Raw genomic sequence first — 12,070 nt, 5'->3', positions numbered from 1 at the left:
TTTTCGCGAAGCGAACGCGCGCATGGCTTGGATTGCTTGGGCCGCGGTTGGGATTGCGCCGGATGTTATCGCGATGGCCCGGATGAACGGGCCGCTCCACCTGTCGCGGGGAACAGGAGGAACACAAGCCCCGGCAGGCTGGCGACGAGCACGAGGGCGCCATAGGCGATGGCCAGGGCGGTGCCGTCGGCGGGGTTGAGGCCGGCGGCGGTCCAGGTGGCGGCGGCGACGCCCTCGCGGACGCCCCAGCCGGCGACGGAGATCGGGATGACCATCGCCAGCAGAACCAGCGGTACAAGCGGCAGCCAGGTCGTCAGGTCCGGGGTGTCGAGCGCGATGCCGGCGAGAGCGTAGACGCCGACATAGCTGGCGGCGATGGCGAGTGATCCCGCGAGTTGGGGCAGCCATGCGTCACGGCTGAGCAACGCCCGTACCGTGTCGCGCCAGAAAACCGCCAGCATGCCGGCCGGCTGGCGGCGCACGCGCAGGAACGCCATCGCCGCGAGCGTCGCGATCACTCCACCCGCGATCAGCGCGACGGTGGTCGCATCCGACGGCAGCGCCGGCGCCCCCACCGCGAGCGCAGCGACCGTAATGACCGCCGCCGCCACCTGCCCCGAGGCCCGCTCCAGCACCACCGCCCGCGCCGCCGGACCGGGTTCGCCCGAGGCCATGGCATGCCGGCCGGCGCGGCCGACGTCACCGAGGACACCGCCGGGCAGGACCTGGTTGGCGAAGGTGGCCAGGTAGTATTCGCGGATGGCGGTGCCGAGTGGTAATGGTAGCCCGAGGCGTGCCGCAGTGAAGCGCCAGCGCCAGGCCGAGGCGATCACCTGCAGTACGGTCAGCGCGAATATCGGCAGCAGCCAGCGTACATCCAGCGCCGCCAGGCGTGCGGCGACGGCGCCGGCGTTGACCTGGGTCAGGAGCAGGGTGAGCAGGCCGAGGCTGACCGTGATCCGGAGTGCGGTAGTGGTGCGGCGTGTCATCGGGTGCGGTCCGCCGGCTGGCTTCCTTCGGCCGCAAGCCGGCCTTCGTGGGGCTCAGCGGACGCGGCGGGCGTAGGCCGGCTTTTGCCGAAGGCAACAGCCGGCTTTTCCTGGCGTCGGGATTCCGGTTTCGAGATTCGGGCGTGGTCCGCCGGCTGGCTCCCTTCGGTCGCAAGCCGGCCTACGTGGGGCTTGGCGGAAGAGACGCGCGTAGGCCGGTTCTTGCCGAAGGCAACAGCCGTCTTTTGTTGGCGTCGGGATGCCGGTTTCGATGTTTGGGCGTGGTCTGCCGGCTGACTCCCTTCGGTCGCAAGCCGGCCTACGTGGGGCTCGGCGGAAGAGACGGATGTAGGCCGGTTTTTGCCGGAGGCAATAGCCGGCGTTTTGTGCCATCGGGGTGCCCGTTCCGAGGTTCGGGCGTGGTCTGCCGGCTGGCTCCCTTCGGTCGCAAGCCGGCCTACGTCTGCCCGCGTGGTGTAAGGGGCGGAAACCGCGGATTTCATCGACGGGGCTCGGGCGGTTTGGCAAACAGATCGAGGTGGCCGACGTGGAGGCGGGCCGTGCCGTCCTGGATGGCCTGGTGCCGGCGGTGGGCCCAGCGCTCGATGGTGGTGCGGTCGTCCGGTGCGGTTTTTCGGGCGGCCTCTGCTTTGCCGTCGATCAGGGCGCGTTGGAGGTCGGCGGATTCCGGGCCGAGGCGCCAGGGGCTGCGGCCGAGGTGGATGCGGTAGCCGGCGGCGCGGAAGGCGCGGGCGGCGTAGCGGGTGGCTTCCGGGCCGAGGGCGGGGCCGAAGCCTTTGTCGCGGCGCTGGTCGTGGTTGAAGGCGGCGCGGACGCGGCGTTCGTCGGGGTCGTTCGGTGTCTCTGAAGCGAAGTGGCCGTCGTAGGTCAGCGCGAACAGGGCGGCGGCGCCGTTGGCCCGGCAGGCCGTGACGAGGCCGTCGATCCAGTCGGCCGCCACCAGGTCGAGCAGGGCGGCGGCGGTCACGAGTTCGACACCGCGTGTGAGCGAGGACAGATCGTCGGTGAGGTCGGCGCGCAGGGTTCCCGTTGCGGCGGGCTCACCGCTGGCGTCGGCCAGCGATCGACGGCCGGCTTCCGCCAGCAGGGATGGATCGTGATCGACCAGCCGCCAGTGCTGGGGGCCGGGCAGCCGTGGTGCCAGCCAGGCCGCGTTGGCGCCGAGCCCGCAGCCGAGATCGATGCAGCGCAGCGGCGGTGTAATGTCACCGGCCCACGCGGCGAGCGCCCGATACGGTCCATCGGCGCGCGCCGCGGCATCCGCGTCTGCGCGCAGGCGCAGCCAGTGGGCGTCGAAGGATTCGGGCATGTTCCGTTACGTCTCCGGGTGAGCGTGCGGGGCGATGGGTATCGGGACGCAGGCAATCCGGCCTCGGCCGGTCGGGTTTCCTTCGTCAACCTCGACCTGCAATGCCGAAGGTGAAGCCTCGCCGTAGGCGCGCTTCCGACGAAGGAGGACGCGCGCATCCAGGGGCACGGCCCGTGATCGGGCGCCGAGTCCCCGACCCCGGTTCGCGGGCAAGCCCGCTCCTACAAACACGTAGGCCGGCTTTTGCCGAAGGCAACAGCCGGCGTTCCCTGCCGCAGGGCGAATCGGCGACGTCTCCGTGATACGGAGTCCGTGAGGTTCGCTCGCCCGTTCATTTCGGTTCCAGCTCTTCCACCATCGTCCCGAACCGCTTCGCCTGCGTCTTCCAGTCCGGCAGTTTTGCGCCGGCCTGGCGGGCGGCGCGGGCGCGGCCGGCGCGGCGGCCGGGGCGGTCGATGAGTTCGGCCAGGGCACGGGCCAGGGCGTCGGCGTCGCCGGGCGGGACCGACCAGCCGCAGCCTTCGGGCAGGGTCTCGCCGAGCGCTCCGCCGGTGGTGGTGACCACGGGCAGGCCACGCACAAGCGCCTCGGCCACGACCATGCCGTAGCCCTCGTAATGCGAGGCGAGGACGAGCGCGTCGACATCCTGCCAGGCGGCCTCGAGCCCGGCCTCATCGACCTCGCCGAGCCATTCGATATGGCGGGCGATGCCGAGCTCGCTGGCGCGCGCGTCCAGCCCGCGGGACCACTCCGGCATGCGGCTGCGGCTGCCGGCGATGCGGCATTGCCATTGGCGCTTACCGAGCCGGCCGAGCGCCTCGATCAGGACGTCATGCCCCTTGCGCGGCACGACGGCGCCGAGCGCGAACAGGCGCACGCCGGGGCCGTCGCTGCCGCGCGCGGCGGCCGCTGCCTCGGTGCCGGGCTCGACCACGCGGATCCGCTCCTCGGCGGCGCCGAGTTCGACCAGCCGGCGGGCGGTGTACTGGCTGGTGGCGATCAGACCGCTGCAGCGGGCGAACGCGGTGCGCTCGGCGCGCGCCAGCCACTCGCGCAGCGCGGGTTCGAGGTCGGGATCGTCGGCGAAGGGATGGTGGACCAGCAGCAGCGGCGGCGGGCCGGGGAGGTGCGCGAGGTCGATGTACGCGAGCGCGGCGGAGGCGAGGCCGTCGACGACGACCGGCCCCTCGATCTCCGCGGCGAGGGCGGTATGCAGCGCATCGACCGCGGCGGCATCGACGTCCGGGAAGTGGCCGGTGAGCCCCTCGATACGCGCGGAATGACCGGTCGCGCGCAGGGCCTCGACCATGTAACGGTCGTAGCGGTAGCCGCCGGTGCGCTGATCCAGCGGATCCGGGGCGAGCAGGCGGATGCCGGCCATCAGCGGGCCCCCGGCAGCGCCGCCTCGTAGGCGGCCCAGGCGATGTGGGACTCGTGCAGCGTCACGCGCAGGTGCTCCAGTGACGGCCCCCCCGGCCCGAGGTCGCCGGCGACGATGCGCGCGGCGAGGCGCTCGTGGATCGCGCCGGCCAGGAACTCGGTGGTGGTGTTCTGGCCGACGAAGGCGGGCTCCTCGTCCAGGTCGCGCAGGTTGAACTCGGCGAGGATCGCCTTGAGCGTCTCGCCGGCGCGGGCGATGTCGACGACGACGCCGTCGTCGTCCAGGTGCGAGCGGAAGAAGGTGGCATCGACGACGTAGGTCGCGCCGTGGCGCGCCTGGGCGGGACCGAAGGTCTCGCCGCGGAAGCTGTGCGCGATCATGAAATGGTCACGTACGTTGACGCTGTACATGCATGCTCCAGTTCGTAGGGCTCGGCCGCGGGGTAGCGGACCCGCTGGCAGAGCACGCCCGACGGTTCGTCCGCCAGGCGGGTGAGGGTTGCGGGCAGATCGTCGAAATCGGATTCGCCGCTGATCAGGGCGTCGAGGGCCGGATCGGCGAGCAGTTCCAGCGCGAGTGCCAGCCGCCGCGCGTGCGGCCAGCGGGCGGCGCGCTCGGGCGCGACCTGGCCGACTTGGGTGGAGCGCAGGGTCAGCCGTCGCGAGTGGAAGGCCTCGCCCAGGGGCAGCGATACATCCCGGTCGCCGAACCAGGAGACGACGGCGATGGTGGCCTCCTGGCCGGCGATGCCCAGTGCCTCGCGCAGGCCCGCGGCCGTGCCGCTGGCCTCGAAGATGAGGTCGTGGTCGGTGCGCTCAAGGTTGCCGGGCGTCTGCCAGCTCGCGCCGAGTTGTTCCACAAGGCCGGCGCGATCAGGGTCGGGATCCACGAGCATGACCGCCGTGCCGGCGGTGCGCGCCGCGAGGTATGCGATCAGGCAGCCGACGACGCCGCCGCCGAAGACGGCGATGCGGTCGCCCGTGCGCGGCGGCGCGTCCCAGGTGGCGTTGACGGCCGTCTCCATGTTGGCCGCGAGCACGGCGCGCGCGGCCGGTACTTCGGCGGGCACGGGGAGGGCGGCCGCGGCCGGGACGATGAAGCGGTCCTGGTGCGGATGCAGGCAGAACACCGTCTCGCCGATGCGCGCCTCGGGGCCTGCCGTGATGCGCCCGACGCTGGCGTAGCCGTACTTGACCGGACCGGGGAAGTCGCCCGCCTGGAAGGGCGCGCGCATGACGTCGTACTGGCTGGGCGGCACCTGACCGTTGAACACGAGCGCCTCGCTGCCCCGGCTGATGCCCGAATAGAGGCTCTCGACGACTACCTCGTCGGGACCGGGCGCCGGCAGCGTCTCGTCCTCGATGGCACCGCGCCCCGGCGCCAGCGTCCAGAACGCCCGCGCATGCGAATCCGCCAACATCGTCTCCCGGGCATCAACGGCGATACGGCAGGATAGCGCGCGTGCGGGGCGCTGTCCCGGTTCGGATTGGTGGGCGTCCGTAGGCGCGTTTTCGCCGAAGGCGAACGCGCGCATCGGTTGCACGGCAACGGATACATCGCACAACGCTCGGGCACCGACAACGTACGGCATCGTGCAGGGCCGGAGCGCGAACGATGTGGTGCGCGGGTTGATCGGATTGTCCGCTGCGGGCATCGATGCGCGCGCGTTCGCCTTGCGGCGAAAACGCGCCTACGGTCATGTGGGTGGCTCCGATTACGGGGCGTGGACGAATCACGTTGTATGAAGATGAATAACGACGGTGCCAACGGGATCGGATCACCGGTCGCCATACCGGTGACGGCGGAACTCGTCGTGGCCACGGGGCTGACGCTGGTGGCCGCGGCATTGCTGGCGTCGGTGGTGGCGCCACCGGCCGTGTTCATCGTCGCGGCCGGGGGCGCGATGGTTCTGCTCTCGGCTTGGGTCCGGGTGGCCTGGTGGCGGTCGATGGCGACCGGGGTGTTCGGCCCGGCGAACCGGGTGACGCTGCTGCGCGGCGGCCTGTTGGCCCTGCTGGTCGCGTTCGCCGCAGTGGTCCTGACCGGCGCTGCGGAGGTTGGCACGGCGTGGCCGTTCGCGCTCGCCCTGATCGCCCTGTTGCTCGATGGCGTCGACGGCGCCGTCGCCCGCCGAACGGGCACGGCCAGCGACTTCGGCGCACGCTTCGACATGGAACTCGATGCGGCGCTCGCGCTCGTGCTGGCGATCCTCGTGTTCGCGTACGACCGCGCCGGGCTGTGGATCCTGCTGCTGGGCGCGCCGCGCTACGCCTTCCTCGCGGCCGCGCGCTGGCTGCCGGCGCTGCGCCGGCCGTTGCCGCCGAGTCAGCGGCGACGGGTGATCTGCGTGGTCCAGGTCGCGACCCTCGCGGGCTCGCTGTTCCCCTGGGTGGGCCCGCCGCTCCCGACGCTCGCCTGCGCGATCGCCGCGCTGCTGCTGTACGGCTCGTTCGCGGTGGATGTGCGCGCGTTGCTGCGCGAAGGGTCTTTCGCGAAGGCGTGAGTGAAGGCCGCCGGCATGAACGTCTATGCTTGATTCATGAGGGCTTTCAGGGAACCACGAAGGGGGCTACCGATTCCGGATGCCGCGGAAGGTTAGATGTTGAGGCGTTCCGCCGCCAGGTATTCGGTTGGATCGTCGCGAGGCATTGATCTGTCGGGCTGAAGCCCGACCTACGGCTTTCGCCAGGCTTCAGCGGTTCGTCGATCGGAGTCGCCGTGACGAAGATTCTACCGGGCAACTCGTTAAGGGATGGTGTAGGTCGGGCTTCCAGCCCGACAGATCAGGGGGCTTACGAGTGTCGGGCTGTATAAGCCCGACCTACAGGATTCCCTCTGATCAGGGGTTCTCTGGATGCCTTGGGGTCTGTTCGGGGATTCCGTTGGTCGGGCTCTTCAGCCCGACATATCAGGACCCCGTAAGTATCGGGCGCAGACCCGACCTGCAGACCTCCCGAAAAGACGAGCGACTCCCTGATACGACAGGAGAATGGCCATGCATGATGTGAGAGGGTTCCGGATGGCAAGGGCGGCGCTGATCGCCTTGTCGCTGTTGCCGTTGGCGGTTTCCGCGGCGCCACGCACCTGGGTGATCGATCCCGAGCATTTCTCGATCTCGTTCGGTGTCGAGCATGCCGGCTTCGCCGAGGTGATGGGGCTGTTCCAGGAGGCCGAAGGGCAGTTCGTCTACGACCCGGAAACACGCGAACTCGAATCCGGCGAGGTAACGGTGCAGGCGGACAGCGTATTCACCGCGCACAAGGAGCGTGACAAACATGTCCGTGACGGCGATTTCCTCGACGCGGACGCGCACCCCGAGATCCGTTTCGTGGCGACCGGTTACGAGCCACAAGGCGAGGATCGGGGCGAACTCCGTGGCGAGCTTACGCTGCTCGGCGAGACGCGCCCGGTCACGCTCGATGTCCGTATCAATCGCATGGGCGAGTATCCATTCGGCGGCAGCCTGTTCAACGACCCGCCGTACGTGATTGGCATCTCCGCCAAGACCACGATCCAGCGCAGCGAATGGGGCATGACCTACGGCGTTGAGGACGACATCGTCGGCGATGCCGTGGACCTGCGTTTCGAGCTTGAGGCGCGGCGGCAGGAAGACGATTGATCCGACCGGCCGTCGTCGGCATGTCGTGATGGCCGAATCAACCGCCGATGCCGGCTGTTGCCTTCGGCAAAAGCCGGCCTACGCGACCCGTTTCCCGCACGGCACGTAGGCCGGCTTGCGACCGGAGGGAGCCAGCCGGCGGACAACGTCCCAATATCCGGCTAGGCATCTCGATGCCAGCGAGCGCCGGCCTACGCCCTGGTAGGAGCGGGCTTGCCCGCGAACCGGGATCGGAGCCCCGGGCTCGATCACATGCCGTGCCCGGGATGCGCGCGTCCTCCTTCGTCGGAAACGCGCCTACGACTGCTCTTCACCCGCCAACGTAGGCCGGCCTTGCGCGGTCCGCGGCGGTGGATACCGGCCGCGGACATGTCACCGCGCAATGCCGGCATTCCCCGGCGGCAGATGCCGGTGCAAGCCAGAGATGTGACGGGCGCCGGGGAAGGCCGGCCTACACAATAACCTCAGCCCTCAGCCCTCAGCCCTCAGCCCTCAGCCCTCAGCCCTCAGCCCTCAGCCCTCAGCCCTCAGCCCTCAGCCCTCAGCCCTCAGCCCTCATCAGCCCTGTCGCCTCAACGCTTGCCGATATCGTTGTAATCGCGCTTCTCGGGTCCGGTATAGAGCTGGCGCGGGCGGCCGATGCGCAGTTCCGGGTCTTCCATCATCTCGTTCCAGTGCGCGATCCAGCCCACCGTGCGGGCCATCGCGAAGATCACCGTGAACATGTTCAGCGGAATGCCCATCGCCCGCAGGATGATGCCCGAATAGAAATCGACGTTCGGATAGAGCTTGCGTTCGACGAAGTACTCGTCTTCCAGCGCGATCCGCTCGACCTCCATCGCCGTCTCGAACAGCGGACGGTTGTCGTTGTCCGCATCGAGTTCGTTGAGCAGGTCGTGGCAGGCGCCGCGGATGATCTTCGCGCGCGGATCGTAGTTCTTGTAGACGCGGTGCCCGAAGCCGACGAGCTTGAACGGATCGTTCTTGTCCTTGGCCCGTTTCATGAAGTCATCGACGGTCGCGTCGGAGTTCGTGATCTCGTCGAGCATGTTGATCACGGACTCGTTGGCACCGCCGTGCGCCGGGCCCCAGAGCGAACCGATGCCGGCGGCGACCGACGCGAACGGGTTGGCGCCCGAGCTCGATACCAGCCGTACCGTCGAGGTCGAGGCGTTCTGCTCGTGATCCGCGTGCAGGATCATGATGAGTTCGAGCGCGCGCACGAACACCGGATTGGCCGTGTAGGACTCGGCCGGTACGGCGAACATCATGCGCAGGAAGTTCTCGACGAAGCCGAGGTCATTGATCGGGTACTGGAACGGCTGGCCAATGGAATGCTTATACGCATAACTGGCCATCGACGGCATCTTGGCGATCAGCCGGTGCGCGCAGATCTCGCGGTGTTCCGGGTCGGTGATGTCGATCTTGTCGTGATAGAACGCCGACAGCGCGGCCGTCGTCGTCTCCATGATCGCCATCGGGTGGGCGTCATGGCGGAAGCCCTCGTAGAACCGGCGCATGGCCTCGTGCACCATGCTGTGGTGCTTGATCGAGTTGTCGAACCAGTCCATCTGTTTCTGGTTCGGCAGTTCGCCGTAGAGCAGCAGGTAGCACACCTCGAGATAGGTCGAGTTCTCGGCGAGCTGTTCGATCGGGTAACCCCGATACATGAGGATGCCGTTCTCGCCGTCGATATAGGTGATCGAACTGCTGCAGCTGGCGGTGGTGGCGTAGCCCGGGTCGTAGGTGAAGGCGCCGGCGCTGCCGGGCAGGCTCCGGACATCGATGCACGGGGTGCCGTAGGTTCCCTTGTAGACCGGGAGTTCGGCGCTGGTGCCATCGGCACGTGTCAGCGTGGCCGACTCTTTTGCATCGTTCGCCATGAGGGTCTCCTTTGACGCGAAATCGGAAGCCGCGCGGTGGCGGTCATGGGTCCGCAACGCACGGCGTGTACGTCCGGCGGGGGTGGTACGGCCGCGCCGCAGCGCAGGGCTGCCACCCAATGGCGCGAGCCATCCTATCACCATCATCCGCCCGCGGAGTAACCGCCGGATGAGGGCCAAGGGGCGAGGGCCAGGGGCGAAGGGCCAAGGGCCAAGGGCCAAGGGCGAAGGGCCAAGGGCCAAGGGCCAAGGGCGAAGGGCCAAGGGCCAAGGGCCAAGGGCCAAGGGCCAAGGGCCAAGGGCCAAGGGCCAAGGGCGAAGGGCCAAGGGCGAAGGGCCAAGGGCCAAGGGCCAAGGGCGAAGGGCCAAGGGCGAAGGGCCAAGGGCGAAGGGCCAAGGGCGAAGGGCCAAGGGCCAAGGACCAAGGACCAAGGACCAAGGACCAAGGACCAAGGACCAAGGACCAAGGGGCGAGGGGCGAGGGGCGAGGGCCAAGTTTTTGCGCATAGCGGGTAGCCGGCTTGCGACCGAAGGGAGCCAGCCGGCGGACGAACCACGGCGTTGCGCAAATGCATCCCGGCTGTTGCCTTCGGCAAAAGCCGGCCTACATTCCTTGGCCCTTGGCCCTTGGCCCTTGGCCCTTGGCCCTTCGCCCTTCGCCCTTGTCCCTGCCACCTCACCCCGCGGGTATTGCCTCCACGCCACAACTGTATATAATCCCACCCATCACTGTACGGAAATACAGCTATGAACGACCTGACCCCTCGCCAGCAGGAAATCCTGGACCTGATCCGTGATCGGATCGAGACACGCGGCGCGCCGCCGACGCGCGCCGAGATCGCCCGGGAACTGGGGTTCCGCTCCGCCAACGCCGCCGAGAGTCATCTGCGGGCGCTGGCGCGCAAGGGCGCGATCGAACTCACGCGCGGTTCTTCCCGCGGCATCCGTCTGGCGGAAGGCGCCGAGGGCGGCCTGCCGCTGGTCGGCCGGGTCGCCGCCGGCGCGCCGCTGCTGGCCGCCGAGAATCTCGAGGGCCGCTACCGCGTCGATCCGGCGATGTTCCACCCGCACGCCGATTACCTCCTGCGCGTGCGCGGCGACAGCATGAAGGACGTCGGCATCCTCGACGGCGACCTGCTCGCCGTCCACCAGGCGGCCGAGGCGGCCAACGGCCAGATCGTCGTCGCCCGCGTCGACGACGAAGTCACGGTCAAGCGCCTGAAGCGCGAGGGGCATCGGGTGGAGCTGATCGCGGAGAACCCCGATTACGAACCCATCCGCGTCGACCTGCGCGAGCGCGAGCTGGTGCTGGAAGGCCTGGCCGTAGGCGTCGTGCGGACGACGCCGGAGAGTGGGTGAGGGCCAAGGGCCAAGGGCCAAGGGCCAAGGGCCAAGGGCCAAGGGCCAAGGGCTGAGGGCCGAGGGCTGAGGGCGAAGGTTCGTAGGCGCGTTTTCGCCGAAGGCGAACGCGCGCATCCAAGGCACGGAGCCGAGGCCCCGATCCCGGTTCGCAGCCCCGTCCGCCGGTTGGCTCCCTCGGTCGCAAGCCGGCCTACGTGGGGCGCGCGGACCAGGAAGGACTGTAGGCCGGCGTTTGCCGAAGGCAACAGCCGGCATGGATTTCCCCGGATTGCCATCCGGGTTACGTGACAACCGGCGATGCCGGGACTCATCAATGCGTGGCAATGGAGGCCATGCTTTTGTTCGATGCCGCGCTCCGGCTCTTTCGGAACCCCGGGGATCGGCGGCAGACAGTGGAGTTCCGCCATGGAACAAAGCCAATCGAATCTCGATCCCGCCCTGCAGCGTCTGCTGACGCGGCCGGATATCTGGCAGGGCCGCGGCGCTTCGGCGCATGACACCGGGGAATCCACCGGCTTCGAGCGCCTGGATGCCGCGCTGCCGAGCGGCGGCTGGCCGCGCGGCGCGCTCACCGAGCTGCTGCCCGAGCGCGCCGGGATCGGCGAGCTGCGGCTGCTGATGCCCGCACTGGCGCGGCTGTCGCGCGGGGCGCGCTGGGTCGCCTGGATCGATCCGCCGCACGTGCCGCATGCCGCCGGGCTGTATGCCTGCGGCATGGATCTCACGCACACGCTGGTGGTCCATCCGCGCAACGCCGATGAGCGCCTGTGGGCGCTGGAGCAGGCCCTCGGTTCGGGCACCTGCGCCGCCGTGCTCGGCTGGCCCGGCGCGCTCGACGCGAAGCACTCGCGGCGTCTGCAGCTGGCGGCCGAGTCGGGCGGCAGCCTCGGCTTCCTGTTCCGCGAACCGGAGGCCCGTTCGACCGTCTCGCATGCCGCGCTGCGGTTGTCGCTCGCCGCCCATCGCGGCGGGCTCGCGCTGACGCCGCTCAAGCACCGCGGTGCCTGGCCGGGCGACGCCCTGAACCTCTCCGCCTCGGAGCTGTTCGCCCCGGGCCGCACCGCCAGTGGCATGGTTACCGTCGGTACCGGTTAAGGGGCTGATGCCGGCTGGCTCCCTTCGGTCGCAAGCCGGCCTACGTGGAGGCGTCCGGTAGGGACCGTAGGCCGGCTTTTGCCGAAGGCAACAGCCGGCGTTCGGGCGGATCGCCGAGGTGCTATGCCGGCTGGCTCCTGCCGCGTCGCGTTCGGCTTCTCGCATCTGATGCCGACATTGCCCGGCGCACCGACCGCCGTGGTGGTGGATCGTTCTCCGGAATGTGCCGGGCAAAGCCGGCCTACGTCTGGGGCCAGTCGCCACGCAGCCGTAGGCGCGTCTTCGACCGGGCTATCGCACCGGTCGAATGCGCGCGGCGCGCCCGAAGCGCAGGATCCCGATCCGACGCCTGACCGCGCGCGTTCGCCTGCGGCGAAAACGCGCCTACGGACCACGTGGCCGGAAATGGAC

10 protein-coding genes are annotated in these 12,070 nt (G+C 69.3%); 4 read left to right on the top strand and 6 right to left on the bottom strand.

Annotation, left to right across the window (positions count from 1 at the left end):
- Positions 1-65: 65 nt before the first annotated feature.
- The 5 genes from A0W70_RS16200 to A0W70_RS16180 form a co-directional block, all read right to left on the bottom strand.
- The gene (locus tag A0W70_RS16200) at positions 66-989 is read right to left on the bottom strand and encodes a lysylphosphatidylglycerol synthase transmembrane domain-containing protein (RefSeq protein WP_070990148.1); all 924 of its coding nucleotides are present in this window, start codon (positions 987-989) and stop codon (positions 66-68) included.
- Between the two features lie 499 nt (positions 990-1,488).
- Entirely contained in the window at positions 1,489-2,319 is an 831-nt protein-coding gene (locus tag A0W70_RS16195) for a class I SAM-dependent methyltransferase (RefSeq protein WP_070990146.1), read from the bottom strand.
- 331 nt (positions 2,320-2,650) lie between these two features.
- On the bottom strand, positions 2,651-3,700 hold the full coding sequence (locus tag A0W70_RS16190) for a glycosyltransferase family 4 protein (RefSeq protein ID WP_070990144.1): 1,050 nt from the start codon (positions 3,698-3,700) through the stop codon (positions 2,651-2,653).
- The gene (locus A0W70_RS16185; RefSeq protein ID WP_070990142.1) at positions 3,700-4,110 is read right to left on the bottom strand and encodes a 6-pyruvoyl trahydropterin synthase family protein; all 411 of its coding nucleotides are present in this window, start codon (positions 4,108-4,110) and stop codon (positions 3,700-3,702) included. The genes A0W70_RS16190 and A0W70_RS16185 overlap by 1 nt, the downstream gene beginning before the upstream one ends.
- Positions 4,077-5,117 carry a zinc-dependent alcohol dehydrogenase gene (locus tag A0W70_RS16180; protein WP_245675914.1) on the bottom strand — a complete coding sequence of 347 codons (1,041 nt, stop codon included), beginning with the start codon at positions 5,115-5,117 and terminating at the stop codon, positions 4,077-4,079. Before A0W70_RS16180 ends, A0W70_RS16185 begins: the two co-directional genes overlap by 34 nt.
- A 324-nt stretch (positions 5,118-5,441) precedes the next feature.
- Here A0W70_RS16180 and A0W70_RS16175 point away from each other — a divergent pair, with 324 nt between their 5' ends.
- Together A0W70_RS16175 and A0W70_RS16170 are read left to right on the top strand one after the other, a co-directional pair.
- A complete protein-coding gene (locus tag A0W70_RS16175) occupies positions 5,442-6,203 on the top strand; it encodes a CDP-alcohol phosphatidyltransferase family protein (protein ID WP_139150919.1) in 762 nt (253 codons plus the stop codon).
- Between the two features lie 492 nt (positions 6,204-6,695).
- Positions 6,696-7,319: a YceI family protein gene (locus tag A0W70_RS16170; protein ID WP_070990140.1), complete on the top strand. Its 624-nt coding sequence runs from the start codon at positions 6,696-6,698 to the stop codon at positions 7,317-7,319.
- Between the two features lie 572 nt (positions 7,320-7,891).
- Here the strand turns inward: A0W70_RS16170 and A0W70_RS16165 are convergent.
- Positions 7,892-9,202, bottom strand: a complete 1,311-nt coding sequence (locus A0W70_RS16165) for a citrate synthase (RefSeq protein ID WP_070990138.1) — start codon at positions 9,200-9,202, stop codon at positions 7,892-7,894.
- Between the two features lie 747 nt (positions 9,203-9,949).
- Here A0W70_RS16165 and lexA point away from each other — a divergent pair.
- Together lexA and imuA are read left to right on the top strand one after the other, a co-directional pair.
- Entirely contained in the window at positions 9,950-10,561 is a 612-nt protein-coding gene (gene lexA, locus A0W70_RS16160) for a transcriptional repressor LexA (protein WP_070990136.1), read from the top strand.
- 408 nt (positions 10,562-10,969) lie between these two features.
- Positions 10,970-11,659: a translesion DNA synthesis-associated protein ImuA gene (gene imuA, locus A0W70_RS16155; protein WP_070990134.1), complete on the top strand. Its 690-nt coding sequence runs from the start codon at positions 10,970-10,972 to the stop codon at positions 11,657-11,659.
- Positions 11,660-12,070: the final 411 nt, after the last annotated feature.

The sequence above is a fragment of the Halofilum ochraceum genome, assembly GCF_001614315.2.
Taxonomy (GTDB): Bacteria; Pseudomonadota; Gammaproteobacteria; order XJ16; family Halofilaceae; genus Halofilum; species Halofilum ochraceum.
The sequence above is the reverse complement of the archived record's forward strand: the minus strand, read 5'-3'. Positions and strand labels throughout refer to the sequence as shown.

Coding starts and splice junctions, on each gene's coding strand:
- A0W70_RS16165 (WP_070990138.1), bottom strand. CDS start 9,202: ATGGCGAACGATGCAAAAGAGTCGGCCACGCTGACACGTGCCGATGGC.
- lexA (WP_070990136.1), top strand. CDS start 9,950: ATGAACGACCTGACCCCTCGCCAGCAGGAAATCCTGGACCTGATCCGT.
- A0W70_RS16190 (WP_070990144.1), bottom strand. CDS start 3,700: ATGGCCGGCATCCGCCTGCTCGCCCCGGATCCGCTGGATCAGCGCACC.
- A0W70_RS16185 (WP_070990142.1), bottom strand. CDS start 4,110: ATGTACAGCGTCAACGTACGTGACCATTTCATGATCGCGCACAGCTTC.
- imuA (WP_070990134.1), top strand. CDS start 10,970: ATGGAACAAAGCCAATCGAATCTCGATCCCGCCCTGCAGCGTCTGCTG.
- A0W70_RS16195 (WP_070990146.1), bottom strand. CDS start 2,319: ATGCCCGAATCCTTCGACGCCCACTGGCTGCGCCTGCGCGCAGACGCG.
- A0W70_RS16200 (WP_070990148.1), bottom strand. CDS start 989: ATGACACGCCGCACCACTACCGCACTCCGGATCACGGTCAGCCTCGGC.
- A0W70_RS16175 (WP_139150919.1), top strand. CDS start 5,442: ATGAAGATGAATAACGACGGTGCCAACGGGATCGGATCACCGGTCGCC.
- A0W70_RS16170 (WP_070990140.1), top strand. CDS start 6,696: ATGCATGATGTGAGAGGGTTCCGGATGGCAAGGGCGGCGCTGATCGCC.